The organism is Rhizomonospora bruguierae, assembly GCF_018397995.1.
In the GTDB taxonomy this organism is placed as follows: domain Bacteria; phylum Actinomycetota; class Actinomycetes; order Mycobacteriales; family Micromonosporaceae; genus Rhizomonospora; species Rhizomonospora bruguierae.
Genome location: NZ_BBQH01000026.1, coordinates 82306 through 97184, shown reverse-complemented (window position 1 = coordinate 97184; position 14879 = coordinate 82306). Strand labels below are relative to the sequence as shown.

At 67.2% G+C, this 14879-nt stretch carries 13 protein-coding genes; 9 read left to right on the top strand and 4 right to left on the bottom strand.

Annotation, left to right across the window (positions count from 1 at the left end; translation table 11 throughout):
- Positions 1–13: 13 nt before the first annotated feature.
- The 6 genes from KJS59_RS15215 (at position 14) to KJS59_RS15190 (ending at position 7320) form a co-directional block, all read left to right on the top strand.
- Positions 14–955, top strand: coding sequence for an acetaldehyde dehydrogenase (acetylating) (locus tag KJS59_RS15215; RefSeq protein ID WP_213453523.1), 942 nt, complete (start codon positions 14–16; stop codon positions 953–955).
- Complete coding sequence (gene dmpG, locus KJS59_RS15210) at positions 952–1959, top strand: 4-hydroxy-2-oxovalerate aldolase (RefSeq protein WP_213453522.1); 1008 nt, start codon at positions 952–954, stop codon at positions 1957–1959. Before KJS59_RS15215 ends, dmpG begins: the two co-directional genes overlap by 4 nt.
- Before the next feature lie 574 nt (positions 1960–2533).
- Positions 2534–3583 (top strand): ABC transporter substrate-binding protein, encoded by a 1050-nt coding sequence (locus KJS59_RS15205; protein ID WP_213453521.1) that lies wholly within the window; start codon positions 2534–2536, stop codon positions 3581–3583.
- 72 nt (positions 3584–3655) lie between these two features.
- Entirely contained in the window at positions 3656–5470 is a 1815-nt protein-coding gene (locus KJS59_RS15200; RefSeq protein ID WP_213453520.1) for an ABC transporter permease, read from the top strand.
- The gene (locus tag KJS59_RS15195; protein ID WP_213453519.1) at positions 5467–6600 is read left to right on the top strand and encodes an ABC transporter ATP-binding protein; all 1134 of its coding nucleotides are present in this window, start codon (positions 5467–5469) and stop codon (positions 6598–6600) included. Before KJS59_RS15200 ends, KJS59_RS15195 begins: the two co-directional genes overlap by 4 nt.
- Before the next feature lie 12 nt (positions 6601–6612).
- Positions 6613–7320, top strand: a complete 708-nt coding sequence (locus tag KJS59_RS15190; protein ID WP_213453518.1) for a cysteine hydrolase family protein — start codon at positions 6613–6615, stop codon at positions 7318–7320.
- Between the two features lie 860 nt (positions 7321–8180).
- On the opposite strand, the gene KJS59_RS15185 is transcribed toward KJS59_RS15190, so the two are convergent.
- Positions 8181–8402: a hypothetical protein gene (locus tag KJS59_RS15185; protein WP_213453517.1), complete on the bottom strand. Its 222-nt coding sequence runs from the start codon at positions 8400–8402 to the stop codon at positions 8181–8183.
- A gap of 2 nt (positions 8403–8404) precedes the next feature.
- A complete protein-coding gene (locus KJS59_RS15180; protein WP_213453516.1) occupies positions 8405–8818 on the bottom strand; it encodes a hypothetical protein in 414 nt (137 codons plus the stop codon).
- On the opposite strand from KJS59_RS15180, the gene KJS59_RS15175 reads away from it, so the two are divergent.
- The 3 genes from KJS59_RS15175 (at position 8796) to KJS59_RS15165 (ending at position 12317) form a co-directional block, all read left to right on the top strand.
- A complete protein-coding gene (locus KJS59_RS15175) occupies positions 8796–9140 on the top strand; it encodes a BTAD domain-containing putative transcriptional regulator (RefSeq protein WP_213453515.1) in 345 nt (114 codons plus the stop codon). The two genes, KJS59_RS15180 and KJS59_RS15175, sit on opposite strands and share 23 nt — an antisense overlap.
- 76 nt (positions 9141–9216) lie before the next feature.
- On the top strand, positions 9217–9903 hold the full coding sequence (locus KJS59_RS15170; protein WP_249714233.1) for a replication-relaxation family protein: 687 nt from the start codon (positions 9217–9219) through the stop codon (positions 9901–9903).
- 209 nt (positions 9904–10112) lie between these two features.
- Positions 10113–12317, top strand: a complete 2205-nt coding sequence (locus KJS59_RS15165; RefSeq protein ID WP_213453514.1) for an NB-ARC domain-containing protein — start codon at positions 10113–10115, stop codon at positions 12315–12317.
- Positions 12318–12361: 44 nt separating this feature from the next.
- On the opposite strand, the gene KJS59_RS15160 is transcribed toward KJS59_RS15165, so the two are convergent.
- Both KJS59_RS15160 and KJS59_RS15155 read right to left on the bottom strand, forming a co-directional pair.
- Entirely contained in the window at positions 12362–12889 is a 528-nt protein-coding gene (locus tag KJS59_RS15160; protein ID WP_213453513.1) for a TIGR02391 family protein, read from the bottom strand.
- Between the two features lie 304 nt (positions 12890–13193).
- Positions 13194–14750 (bottom strand): hypothetical protein, encoded by a 1557-nt coding sequence (locus KJS59_RS15155; protein WP_213453512.1) that lies wholly within the window; start codon positions 14748–14750, stop codon positions 13194–13196.
- Between the last annotated feature and the right edge of the window lie 129 nt (positions 14751–14879).

The following is a 14879-nucleotide window of genomic DNA, read 5'->3' as shown; positions in this document are numbered from 1 at the left end:
CGGAGGTAACCCAATGAGTAGAACCAAGGTGGCGGTCATCGGGTCCGGCAACATCGGCAGTGACCTGATGATAAAATTACTCCGGCTCTCACCCTCGCTCGAGATCGCCGCGATGGTCGGCATCGACCCGGAGTCCGATGGCCTGGCCCGGGCAGCCCGGCTGGGCGTACCCGCCACCGCCGAGGGGGTGCCCGGTCTGATCCGAATGCCCGCCTTCGACGAGATCGAACTGGTGCTCGACGCGACGTCGGCCGGCGCACACCGGGGCAATGCCGCGGCGCTGCGGCCACACGGCAAGCGGATGATCGACCTGACGCCGGCCGCCATCGGCCCGTACGTGGTGCCCACTGTCAACCTCGACGCCCACCTGGCAGAGCCTAACGTCAATATGGTTACCTGCGGCGGCCAGGCGACCATCCCGATCGTCGCGGCCGTCGCAGCGGTCACCCCGGTCTTCTACGCGGAGATCGTCGCGTCGATCGCCTCGCGCTCGGCCGGTCCGGGAACCCGCGCCAACATCGACGAGTTCACCGAAACAACCCGGCTCGCGATCGAGCGGGTCGGCGGCGCGGCGCGCGGGAAGGCGATCATCATCCTGAATCCAGCCGAACCGCCGATGATCATGCGGGATACGGTTCTCTGCCTGGTCGGCGAGGCCGACCAGGCGGCGATCACCGAATCGGTCCGCACCGCCGTGACCGCCGTCCAAGCGTACGTCCCAGGGTACCGGCTCAAGCAGAAGGTGCAGTTCACGCGGGTCGCCGTCGACGAGCCGGTGGGCACGCTGGCCGAGGTGCCGCCCGGCGAACCACTGATGCGGGTCAGCGTCTTCTTAGAGGTCGAGGGGGCGGCGCACTACCTTCCGTCGTACGCCGGCAACCTCGACATCATGACCTCGGCAGCGCTCCGTGTCGCCGAGCGGATGGCCGAGCGCCAGCTGGAGGTGACCCGATGACCAGCGTTTACGTACAGGACGTGACCCTGCGGGACGGCATGCACGCCATCCGGCACCGGTACACGCTGGACCAGGTGCGGCAGATCGCTGCGGCGCTCGACGCGGCTGGGGTGGACGCGATCGAGGTCTCGCACGGCGACGGCCTCGGCGGCGGCAGCCTCACCTACGGTCCGGGCAGCCACAGCGACACGGAGTGGATTCAGGCGGCGCGCGAGGTGGTCCGGCGCGCGCGGCTCACAACCCTGCTGTTGCCCGGCATCGGCACCGTGGACGACCTGCGGCGAGCGCACGACCTCGGGGTCACCAGCGTGCGGATCGCAACCCACTGCACAGAGGCGGACATCTCGGCGCAACACGTCTCGTGGGCACGGGAGAACGGCATGGACGTCGCCGGGTTCCTGATGATGTCGCACATGAACGACCCGTCCAGCCTGGCCGAACAGGCCAAGCTGATGGAGTCCTACGGCGCTCACTGCGTCTACATCACCGACTCAGGCGGGCGGCTGACCATGGACGACGTGCGGGACCGGGTGCGCGCGTACCGCGACGTGCTGGACGAGGGCACCGAGATCGGCATCCACGCGCACCACAACCTGGCGCTCGGGGTAGCCAACTCGGTCGTGGCGGTGGAGGCCGGTGCGCTGCGGGTGGACGCCTCGCTTGCCGGACAGGGCGCCGGGGCCGGCAACTGCCCGATCGAGGCGTTCGTGGCGGTAGCCTCGCTGCAAGGCTGGCAGCACAGCTGCGACCTCTTCGCACTCATGGACGCCGCCGACGACCTGGTCCGCCCGTTGCAGGACCGGCCGGTGCAGGTGGACCGGGAAACCCTGACGCTCGGCTACGCGGGCGTCTACTCCAGCTTCCTGCGGCACGCGGAGACGACGGCCCGCGAGTATGGCGTGGCCGCGCGCGATCTGCTGGTCGAGGTGGGCGCCCGGCGGCTGGTCGGCGGACAGGAGGACATGATCGTCGACATCGCGCTGGACCGGCTGCGCTCGCGGTAGCGCCTCCGGCCACGTTCCACCGGCGCCCGCCAGCAGCAGCATTCGGCGGAGCGCCGCATTAATTGTCTATCCGTCGCCTCAGCTGGGCCGCCACGGCAGCCGTTAGCAGAGCGGCGGTATTCGACCAGGTGCACACCGGGCGCGTGACGGACCAGCACGTGAGGTACTCGGACCGAGATCCGTAGCCAAATGGCGTGCGGTCGTCACAGGCTGATCGGGTTGGGCGTGTTGTGGTGGACCAGTGCGCCTGCGATGGCAGCTACCAGGACGCCCGGCTCGTGGCGTTGGATCGCGAGAGCTGCGCCGTCGGGGCCGTGTCATCAATCCAGCATCCGGACCGCGAACGGCGTGGGCTCGCCGTTCCAGTGATCGGTACACGGCGGTTGTCGGCGGTGGCCGCAGGGCGTTTGATCGCACGATCGTCAACGAGCGACGGCGAGCTCAGGACGTTGGTCCCACCTCGGTGGCCGCTCGCGATTCTACGATAGGAACGAACATGGCAATCAGAAGGACCGTAGGCGCGAGGGCGAGCCAGCGGCGTCCGGTCCGAGGACGCAACTATCTGGTGCTTGCGATGACGAGCGTGGTTCTCCCCTTCACTCTGGTCGCGTGTGGAAATGGTGGCGGGGACGGCGGAGGCGGTCGCGGATCCACTTCCCTCAACTCACTTTCTGTCGATGACCTGTACACGGAGGCCAAGGACGAGGGCAAGGTCACCATCTACACGCCGCTCAACGAAAAGGCGATGGCCGAAGTCGCCAAGGCGTTCAACAAGACGTACCCCGGCGTTGACGTTCAGGCGATCACGCTCGGCGTTGACGACCTCGTCGCGAGGGTGAACACCGAACAGCGTGGCGGCAAGTTCGTCGCTGACGTCATCACCGAGGACGGCATCCACACGAGCCAGTTGATCTCGATCAACGCCCTCGAACCCTACACGCCGAAAACGATGCCCGAACTTCCCGAGGGTGTGGACGGAGTTCCCGAGGGCTACCAGTCGATTGCGTTCGTGACGACAAGGGCAGTCGCCTACAATCCCCAGACCCTCAAGAAGAAGGGCATTGATCCCCCGGCGTCGCTCGAGGACCTCACCAAGCCCGAGTGGAAGCGCAACTTCTCTATGACGCCGCACGGCGCCGACCTCTACACCAGCCTCATCGCAGCGATGGGGCCGGACAAGGCGAAAGACTTGCTGGAACGGCTCGGGGCCAACAATCCACGGCTGGTAGAGAGCAACAGCCAAGGCATCACGCAGGTGCAGGCCGGTGAGCCGGCTGCCGCGGTCTCTTACGGCACCTACGCAGCGCCGGCCAAGGCGTCGACCCCGGACACCGTGGATTTCATCAACCTGAATCCGTTGCTGACGGTGCCCTACTTCCAGGTGCTTGCCAAGGATGCGCCCAATCCGGCTGCCGCTCGGTTGTTCATCAACTGGTGGGGCACCCAGGAGGGCCAGAACGTAATGATCAAGGCCACCGGGTTCACTTCGGTGCGCGACGACGTCGAGAACAACCCGACGGTCTGGGATCCGAGCAAGTGGTCGCCTGTGTTCGCTCCGATGCTCAGCATGGACGAGTACAACGCGAAGCTCAATGAGTATCGGGAGGCCATTCGTGTCCCCTGACCGAACGAGTGTGGGGAACGGGCGTTCGCGCCCGTGGCCCACACCCACGGCACTCATGGATCGTTCGCAACCATGACCCGTCTCCGTGGTGCGGCGCGTCAACCCTCCCAGACCCCTGCGACTGGGCCGCCGGCCCTGGCTCGGGCTCCGTCGGATCACCGAGGTCTGAAGCGCATCTCGGCGCGCAGCATCGCCCTGATCGCCGCGGCCCTCGTGGTCGCCTACCTGGCCGTCGTGCCGGTAGTGACCATGTTATACGCCAGCCTTCGCACGACGTTCCTCTCGAGTGCGACATCATCCTGGACCCTCGATCACGTCCTGGACACCGCGCGCGACCCCCGGTTTGGCGATCTCGTCGCCACGTCGGCCCGCTACTCCGCGGCGTCCGCCGCGCTCGCCACCACGTTGGGTTTTTGCCTCGCCTGGCTCGTGGCACGTACGGACTGCCCGTGGAAGCCGTTGATCTGGGCGGCTTCGTTGTTCCCTCTCATCTTGCCCGGCATTCTCGGCACGATGGCGTGGACCCTGCTGTTGTCTCCCGACGCGGGAGCCCTCAACAAGCTGTTCCGTGTGATCGGGCTCCCCACGTTCGACATCTACACCGTAACGGGCATGGTTCTCGTCGAGGCCACCCACCTCGCGCCGCTCGCTTTCCTCATGGGACTGGCCACGTTTACCGGCTTGGACTCGAGCATGGAGGAAGCGTCGCGGATGTCCGGTGCCAAACCGTTCAAGGTGTTCAGCAGCGTCACCCTGCCGCTGGTGCGGCCAGGCATCATCTCGGCAGGCTTCTTGATGTTCGTGCTGGCCATCTCGACGTTCGAGGTGCCGCAGCTGATCGGCGTCCCAGGTGGCAACCACGTATTTGTCACGAAGATCTTCTCCGCTACCAAGGAATTTCCACCGGACTACGGCACGATCGGCGCGATCGGCCTGTACGTCCTGATTATCGCAACCGCCGGTTTGCTCGTCTCGCAGTACTTCGTGCGCAAGTCGCGCGCCCAGACGATCACCGGCAAAGGATTCCGCCCGACCACGGTGCCCCTGGGCCGTTGGCGTCTGCTCGGCAGGAGCGTAGCGGCAGTGTTCTTCATAGTCACGGCGGTGCTGCCGATGCTCATGCTGCTATGGTCCTCGGTCACTGACGGATATCGCTCGCCAAGCATCGACGCGCTGAGCCACCTCACGTTCGACAATTACCGGCGGATCTTCGAGACGCCGTCGCTGTTGGTGTCAGCGCGAAACAGCGTGCTCGCCGCGCTGATTTCAGCACTGATCGTCACAGCGGTCAGCACCGTGGTCGCATTCATCACGGTCAAGACCAAGACGCAAGGCCGCGGCGTGCTCGACTTCCTCGCGATGGTGCCGATCGCCGTGCCGAGCATCATCATCGGCGTCGGGATCTTGTTCTGGTACCTCGTGATCCCACTTCCGATCCACCTGTACGGAACGTTGACGATCCTCGTGATCGCCTACGTCACGGTGAGCATGCCGTACTCGATGCAATACATGGTGGCGGGCATGAACCAGATCCACCAGGACATGGAAGACGCGAGTTCGACGAGCGGTGGCAGCTGGGGTAAAACAATATGGAAGATCTACCTGCCCCTGCTGCGACCGGCTCTCCTTGCCTCCGCACTCTGGGCGATCATGCTCACGTTCCGTGAGGTCTCGGGAATCATCCTGCTCTACACGAATGACAACCAGGTTCTCGCGGTCACGGTCTACAACCTCTGGTCGAACGGGAACTCCTACCCGCTTGTGGCCGCTCTAGGCGTCCTAATGACCCTGCTGCTTGTCTGCCTCCTGCTTCTGATGCACCGCATCAGTCGCGGCCAAGGGCTGTCGATTTATCCCACCGACTCAAAGGGTCCCATGCGGAAATGATCTCACTTAGCGCCCTGTCCAAGCGGTTCCCGACCAAGGGGAACAGCATCGAGCGTGAGTTCGCCGTCGACGAGATTTCGCTCGATGTCCCCGAGGGGCAGTTCGTGACCTTGCTGGGCCCAAGCGGTTGCGGGAAGACCACGACCTTGCGGATGATCGCGGGCCTCGAGCGACCGACCGGCGGTCGCATCTCGATCGATGATGAGACCGTCTATTCGCAGTCGTCCGGTCACTTCGTTCCCGCGCACGCACGGCCGATCGGCATGGTGTTCCAGTCCTACGCGATCTGGCCGCATATGACGGTGCTCGGGAACGTCGCCTACCCGTTGATGATCCGACGCGGCACGAAGAAGGCCCACGCCAAAGAGAAGGCGATGGAGGTCTTGGAGTTGGTCGGACTCAGCGCACTCGCCGATCGTCCCGCGCCCGACCTCTCCGGTGGACAACAGCAGCGGGTCGCGCTGGCACGCGCTCTCGTCCGCGAGCCCCGGGTGCTGTTGCTGGACGAGCCGTTGAGCAACCTCGACGCCGGCCTGCGCGACCAGATGGGCGTCCAGCTGCGCTCGGTGCAGCGCCGACTCGGTATCACTACGGTCTTTGTCACACACGACCAAGGCGAGGCCCTCGCGATGTCCGACCTGATCGTCGTCATGCGCGACGGGAAGATCGTTGAGCGAGGTACACCGCGGGACATCTACTCTTCACCAAAGGACGCCTTCACCGCGGGCTTCATGGGTGTCTGCAACATCGTGCAGGGCATCGTCGAGACGATTGACCGTGCGGCGGCGACCGTCGGGTCGCCGCTGGGCCCGCTGTCAGCTCCCTGCGGAGTCGAGCTGAGGACCGGTGACGCGGTCGATGTCTACCTGCACCCGGAAAGTCTCAAGCTGCGCGCGACCAGGCCCGACTCCACGGCGTGGCGCGGGGTTGTCAAGGCGGTCGTCTATCGCGGCGAACACACCGACTATGCGGTGCAGACAGGCCAGCAGACGATGAAGGTGCGGCTCTACCGCGGCAGCCACCTCTTCGAGATCGAGGACGAGGTATGGGTCACTCCGCTGGACGGCGGCGCGCTTCTGGTCCGCAGCGAACTCGTCGAGACCAATGTGTCCGCGGCGTTGACGGCATGAGAGGAAAGACTGATGGAACAAGCCGGATGGGACAGGTTCCTGACCGATCGAGACAGAGAAGTTCTGCGGCGTGCAGGCCGGGAGAAGACGCAGCCGTTCGGTTTCGGTTCGAAGCCTGCTCTGTTGGTTGTCGATGTCTACTACGCTGCCTTGGGAACCGAGCGTGCCGACATCTTGGAGTCGGTCAAGCGGTGGCCAATGTCGTGCGGGAGCCAGGGCTGGGAAGCCGTCGACCGCATCGCCACACTGCTTGATCAGGCCCGCAGCGTCGGCGTCCCGGTCGTCCACATCGGTCTGCTGGAAGGCTTCGCGAGCCCGTGGGCACGTGAGACTCGCAACGTTTTGAGCAAGCTGACTGCCGAGGAGCGGGCGCGTGCCTACCAGCTCGTCAACGAGGTGTATCCGCGTGCGGGCGAATTGGTGGTCGAGAAGACAGCACCGAGCGCTTTCCAGGGAACCCCGCTCAAGTTCCACCTCACCGCCTTGGGCATCGACACTTTGATCGTGTGCGGAGAGTCGACCAGCGGGTGTGTCCGGGCAACGGTCGTTGATGCCGCCACACATCGCTACAAGGTGGGTGTCGTCTCCGACGCGTGCTTCGACCGAACCGAGGCGTCGCACTGGATCAACCTCTTCGACATGGACCAGAAGTACGCAGACGTCGTCGGCGTTGCGGCTGCCGGCGACTACCTAGCCGCGACCGCGTCGACGGCCGCTTGAGCGAAGATCATGATGGACAAGATCCGCGAGATCGACGCCGCGCAACTCGCCGCCTTGTCGGCCGACGTCCTGGACCGTCCCGACATTCCCTACGAGCGCCGCAACGAGTACTTTCGAATCGACTGTGCGAGCATGGCTTGGGACATCGCAGGGTGGCTGTACACGCCGAAGACCGGTCACGTGCTTCATGGCCCGGACGGCAAGGCGGTCGGGGCCCTGCTCCTCCACGGCGGCGGGAGCGATCACCGGTTCCTCGACAACATCGCGAGGATCCTCGCGGGAAAGCTCGGCATCAAGACACTCGCGCTCACCTATCCGGGCCATTGGTACTACGACAGCCCCGATCACGAATGGCCCGGTGAACCTCTCGACGACGGCACTGGGCGGCCGCGGTTGCCGATTTGGGACCGGGCGGACCCGATCGGCCATGACGAGTACGAACTCGTCACCTACGACGACGATCCGGTACTGCGCGCCAACGGTGGCACCGCGTTCTTCCTCGCCGCACGTCCGGGCACGCAGTTCTACCGGCGTCAGGCCGCATGGCCGCTAGCTTACGAAACGGCGTACCTCGCCGCCTGCGCCCGCAACTTTCCCGAGGACCAGTTCTCCTTGTACCTGCACGCGCCGTGTACTGCGGACAGACGGACGGGCCGCCGTTCGGCTGGACGACGTGGTGTTCGGCCCCGAACGGCTGGTTCGTCGATGCGGGCGGACGCGGATGTCGGGAAGCGGGTGTCCGGCCGTGGCCGCCCGCTTCCCGAGTGCCGCGTGCGCCGGTCATCAGTTGTTGATGTCGTTGCAGGCGCCGGTCGTCTCGATCTTGTCGAGCTTGCGGATCTCGATGGTCGCCATGCGGGTCACCTCCCCTCCCCTCTCGAATGTGGCCGGGCCAGGAGGCGGTGGATCTGGTGGCCGTGCCGCCGCCACCAGGCGCGGGTCCAGAGGGTCACCACGCCGCCGGTCACCGCGAGGATCGCGGCCGCGTCGCCCACCTTCGTCACCGAGGCGCCACTGCCCAGGGTGACCACGGCCCGAGCGAGCAGCGTCACGGCGAACGGCAGGGTGACCGTGACGGCCACGGTCAGGCAGGCGACGGTGCCGCCGACGAGCAGAGCGGTGTACGCCCGTACCGCCCGGCGTTCGTGCCGGGGCAGTGCGCGGCTGGGGTCGGCCGGTCGACGCGCCCGCGGGACAGCCCGTGCCACAGCAGCTTCGCCCGGTACCGGGCGTACGCCGACCCGTCGGCGTACAGGTTCGTGCAACCGGCAAGGTCCTGCACCACGTAGTACGCGTCGGTGCGCATGAAGACCAGCAGCTCGGTGGGGATCAGCAGCAGGGCCAGCAGGGCCAGCAGGGTGGCGGCGGCGAGCAGGTCGTGGGCGTGGCCCGCGGGGATGGCGGCGCGCGCCAGGAGGCAGCCGGCGGCGATGACCAGATTCACCGCGGTGCCGGCGAGGTAGACGGTCAGCCGGGTGCGGCGCGGAGCCGCCCACACGCCACTGACGTCCGTCTGCGCCACGAGGAACTGCAGCCACCAGGCCGCGGCCCTGGCGGTCTTCGCCGACCTGGGTAAGCGCCTCGGCGTCGAGTTGGGGGTGGAGCCCGGTGCGCAGGTCCGGGAGGCGCACCTGCGAGTCCTGCGCGGGCAGGTCACTGTCCCGCCGGAGCGCCCGGCGATGTCGCTGTCACGCCCGGCCGGCCGTCCCGCGCCGGCCCAGCTACCCGCCGCCGTACCCGACTTCACCGTTCGGGCCGAGCAACTGGCCGAGCTGGACCGGCTGCTGCTGCCCGAAAACCACGTTCCCGATCAGCGCTGACGGGCTAGAGATCGTCGCACCCCTGTACCTGGTGGCGCAGCGTCGCGCCGGGCGGGCGACCGGATGGGTTCCGCGGGTGGCGCTGATCGTCGGCACCGCCGCGCACCGTGGCGAAGACCTGCCGCGTAAGGACCAGGCCCGTAAACGGCGCTGGCACCTGACGAACACGTCCAACCTGCCGCACCTTCTCGCGGTCAACGGGTTCTTCACCGACCTCGCCGGCCACGCCCGCACCCACCTCGGCGCGAGCCTGGACCGGTGGTGGCCCGCCTCCCGCTTCCAACGCCCCGGCGCGTTCGCCGAACCCGACGACCCGCCGCAGGTCTACATCTACCGGCCACGGGTCCGCACCGACGGACACGGGATCTGGACCGAACACCGCACCAGCCTCCGGTTCTTCGCCGAGATCGACACCGGCACCGAACCGCTCCCGGTCGTGGTCGACAAAATCGACGGCTACATGAACCTGGCCCGAGTCACCAACCGGATCTGGACCGTGCTGTTCTGGCTCCACTCGACCGTACGGGAACGCCACCTACACGCCCGCCTCACCGACGCCGACGTGGTCTACCCGTCGCCACCGCAGCCCGCGACAGCACCACACAACGGGCCGCCAGCCCCGCCGACGACGTGTGGTGGCTCCACCGCCGACCCGGAGCCCGGCTACGCCTCGCCGACCTCGCTGATCCGGACGACATCGCCCGGCGAACGGCTGCCTGACCGACGCCCGACAGCCGGCGCCGGCTGTCGAGTCCCACGATGATCGGCAAGTTGGCGCGGCAGGGGTTCTGTTGGTCGGAGGACGGCGTCGACTCAGTCCCGTTCGAGCAACGTCGGCCAGTCCTGGTAGGTGACCGGGGCTGATCGGGAGGCCGGCGACCTCGCGGTCAGGTGCTGTCAGGTCGCGTAAGGTGAGGTTCAATTGCGACAGGCGGGCCGAAACCTGTCGTGGAGGACTGATCGGGAGTGAATGTGGACGGTGCCGACGAGGCCAGCGGTCGCGGTGCCAGCACCGATGGTCAGCTCGTGGGCTTGTCGTCGGTGTCGAACGAGTTCTCCGGGTCAGGGTCCGCCGGCGCGGTGGTCCAGGCCGGCTACCACCTCGGTGACGTGATCGTGTCGCTGCCACCGGCACTGCCTCGGGTGGCGCGCGTGCCTCGGCAGGTCCCGGCGTCAGACCGCTACTTCGTCAACCGGGTCCGGGAGCTTGACCGGTTGGACGGTCTTGGCCTCCCCGCCCCCGCTGGCGGGGCACTGTTGCGGATTTCGGTACTGAGTGGGCTGCCGGGGGTCGGCAAGACCGCGTTGGCTCGGCGGATCGCCGAACGCGTCGGTGCCCGGTTCCCGGGTGGTGAGTTGTTCGTCGACTTCGCCGCGCTGCGTTCGGAGGTCGGTGGCGAGGCTGCGGTGGGTGAGGCCCTGGCTGGTTGTCTGCGCGACCTGGGCGTGGACGGCCAGCACATCCCCGCCGGGGCTGCCGAGCGGGTGAATCTGTTCCGGACCTGCACGGCGGAACTTGCGGTGCTGGTGGTCCTCGACGACGTGACCGAGCCCCGGCAGGTCCGCGCGCTGCTACCGAAGGCCCCTGGCAGCGTCGTGGTCGCCACGAGTGCGTACCGGGTCGGTGAGCTGCAACTGGACGGCGCGGAGCTGCTGATGATCGATCCTCTGGATGAGGTAAGCGCCCGGGAAGCCCTCGTAGCGGTCTGCGGAACGGATCGTTTCGGCGGTGAGCCGGCGTTGGTGTCGGAGCTGGTCGAGCTGTGTGCCGGGTTGCCGATCGCGTTGCGGGTCGCGGCGGCGCGGCTGGTCGTGGAGCCGACGTTGAGTGTGGCGGAGTTCGTCGCGGAACTACGCGAGGGGCTGGACGCGCTGTCGTTGGACGGAAGCTCCGGGGTGTCGATGGTGTTCACCGCCGCGTACCAAGCGCTACCGGATGACGCGGCGCGGGTGTACCGGGTCGGCGGCCTCGTGCCAGGGCTGGAGTTCGACGCCGAGGTAGCCGCCGCGCTGCTCGGTGTTCCTGTGCCGAGGGCGCGGGCGGCGGTGGGCGCGCTGCGGGCGGCGAACCTGGTCGAGGAGCTGCCGCAGGGTCGGTGCCGGTTCTTCGGTCTGGTCAGTCGGCACGCCGCCGACCGAGGCCGGACCGACGAACCACCACAGACCGCGGAGCGGGCGCTGGAGGCGTTGGCGGACTTCTACCTGGTACGGGCGGCGTACGCCGACCGCGCGGTGATGGGTGTGCGGCGGTTCCGCCTCGCCGATCACGAGCAACTCCGCACCGAGACAGGCGACCCGTTCACCGGTGGTGCGGCTGGCGCGCAAGGGTGGTTGTCGCGGGAGCGGGCCAGCCTGATGGCGGTGCTGCGGCTCTGCGCGGACCGGGGCTGGCCGCAGCGGGTATGGCAGTTGGCCGAGGCGTTGGCCGCGCTATACCTCAATGAACGACGACCCCACGAGCTGATCGACGTGTGCCGCCTCGGTGCCATGGCTGGGCAGCAGGTCGGCCGGGTCGACGTTGAAGCGCGGATGCGGACGTTGGCGTCGCGGGCTCTGTTGGACTTGGACCAGCTCGACCGGGCCAGAGACGAGCTGGACCTGGCGCTGACGCTCGCCGAACGCTGCGGCAACCCGGTGTTGCTGGCCTCGGTGTGGGAGTTCCGAGGCCGCTACCTGGACAAGACCGACCCGCAACAGGCCATCGCCGCCTACCAACAGTCGATAGCGGCGAACCAGCAGGCCGGCGGCCCCGACGGACGGCGCGGAGCGGCGCTCGCGACGTACTTCCTCGGCTGCTCACTCGACGCGACCGGCCAGCACGAACAGGCCATCACCCCACTGACGCAGGCGTTAAACGAGCTACGCGCCATGGACGACGGGCGGATGGCCGCGCGGGCATTGGCGAGCCTCGGCACCGCCTACGCCCACCTCGGCCAGGATGAACGGGCCGCCCAAGCGCTGGTGGAAGCGGTGCAGGTCCTCGCCGCCCGAGGCGCCTCACACTACGAAGCGCAAGCCCTGGAAACGCTGGCCACCGTCGCGGAACGGCTCGGCGACCAGCAAGCCGCCGAACAGTCACTCACCCGCGCCGCGCAAATCCTGGACGCAACCCATAATCCCCACGCGGACGAACTTCGGGCCAGACTCCCAACCCAAACAGGTTCGGCAGACTCGTAAACGAAGTCATGCTCAGCCGGACGGAAAGGGACGGTTGACGGGCATCACGTGTCGGTTTTGAGGATGTCGCCATGTTCGTGCCGCAACTGCGTCAGCAGCAAGCTTCCCAAGCCGAGCACGCCGAGGGCGTAGCGCTTGGCGTCATCGCGGTCCTGGATCCGGTGCCGGTCGACGTTGCTCAGCGCTTGGGCGAAGCCGACGCCAAGGGCCCGCCAGCCTTCACGCTCGCTGGCCTGGCGGCCGAGCCGGTAGTCGCTCGCGTCCCCGAACACGTCGGTGTAAAGAGCTTTACCGACGAGGTTGCCGTCGCGTCCCTGCGGGTTGCCGGCCCAGCCCCGGATCTGGTTCTCCACGAAGATCGCGGTCTGGCTCGCCACCATTCCCCACTGTTCGTCGTCGACCAGGGTCTTCACGTGAGCCCACAGCTCGGGGTCGTACGCGTGCTCGTCCACCGGCTCATCACCACCGGCCAAGCCCAGCTCGTAGACAGCGGCGTCGATCAGCCCAAGCGCTCGTTCCACTCCCCGCCGCCGCGCGTCGTCGAAAGACGACTGCGGCGTCAGATCCGTCATCATCATGAGTGTGTACCGAACCTTGTCGAACCGGTCGACGAGGTTGTTCTCTGCGCCCAAGGCTCGGACGAAGACCCGCGCACCCGGCCCTTCCACGACTCGAAATCGCCCGACCGGCGCACGAAACCACCGGCCGTCGCGGCCTCCGTCTTCAGCTTGGTCAACTCGTCGATAGCGGTCGCAGGACGCATGAGCGGGAGCCTACTTCCACCCCACGACACCAGCTCACCCGATGTGACTCACCGCTGCGATCCGCGAAACGGTAAGGTGCACTCGCTGCTCAGTGGGCAGGCTCCTGCCTCGTTCAGCTCACGTGTATGCGCACCTCGAAGGGCGTCTCGCAGCCTCCAACGCGAACCGTAACTGCACCATCGGTGAGGCGTCGGAGACGGAGAAGAGCGTAGATGGCCGCCGCCGGCAGCATCGGATCATGGATCCATTCCGACGTCGCAGTAACCTGCCGGTTGTCGTCCAACACGGCAACGCAGGTGCGGCCGGAGGAGGCGGCGGTGAGTCGTACACCGGGGTTCCGGTGCAACTCGGCTGTTGCCCAGGCCGTGGCGGTCGCCTCGTCGCAGGTGCCGCGCCGGACGATGACCGAGGCGTTCTCCACCGACCGCAGATCCGGTTCGTCGTCATAGACCGCGCGGTGCCGGAGCACCCGGCCCGTCTCCTCCTCCGGATACGGCTCCACGGTTGCCGGATACCGCCGTACCACCACCCCGAGAACATCCACGGTGGTGTAGACGACGAATGAGGCGGCGGGCGTGTGTTCCGGGACCGGAACCGGCCAGGCGTGTACCGCTGCCGGGCCGGGAAGTGGTGTGAGGTTCAACCGCTCGTATAGCAGGTCCCGTAACGTCGAGCTGGCCTGGCCCACCAACGCGAACGCCTCCCCCGCCAGGGCAGCGACACGGCCGGGTCGGTGCCCTGCCATTGCGACGTCGAGTTGCGGCCGTAACGGCTGTTCCGGATCCAGCCGGTTCGCCAGGCGACCCAACTCGGCCATCGTCGTCGCGGGAGCCGCCTCGTCTCCGAAGGCACCCAGCAGCAGCGGCGTGTCCATCGCGGCGGCGTAGAAGGTCACCGATCCGTGGTCGCCCACCACGACATCCGCGGCGAGCACCGTCGCCTGCCAGCCCGCGGTCGGCGGCACCACCATCAGCCCCGCCTCCCGCGCCCGGGTCAACCACGTACGGACCTGCCACGGGCCGTGCCCGAACCACACATTCGGATGCAGGATCATCGCCACCCGGTACTCATCCGCCGGCAACGCGGCCAGCACCTGCTCCGGCAGGCTGCGCCACCGCCCCCACAACGACTGATCCCGCCACGTCGAGGTCAACACCACTAGCCGGCGGCCGTCCTCAACCCCCAGAAAGCGCCGGTACCGATCCCGCAACCGCCCGCTCGCTACGAACCGGTCATAGGTCAGGTCACCGGCCACCACCGCCCGCTCCGCCGCCAGCGGCGACACCTGCTTCAACTGCGCGATCTGCCCCGGATGCGACACCACCAGCGCCACATCATCCCGCGCCGCCACCCGATCCGGGACCACCCCCGAAACACGGACACCACCGTCGCGGACAGAAATCAGCTTGTGGAACCCCACCCCGTGAGGAAGTACCACAACCGGAGCCACTACCCCGGCAAGCTCCACATTTTCACTCGCCGTCAGAACAAGATCGACATCGAGAGTCGCCACCAGATCCCACGAAACGATCTTCGCCCCGACCGACCCCAGCAACTCCCGCACACCATCACGAAAGACCGACCCCGGATCCACCACGAAGAGGACCTGCACCCGCACGTCGTCCCGGAACAGATCCAAGACCTCCAGCAAGCGCACCGTCGACGTCACCGTCCGACCAACCGCCAACACCGTCCGGGCACCCGACACCGTCGCCCACCGCCGAGCATCCAACCCCATCGGTACCCCGGCGCCCGAATCACCCGACACGATGACCAACCACCGACCGGGACATCAGTC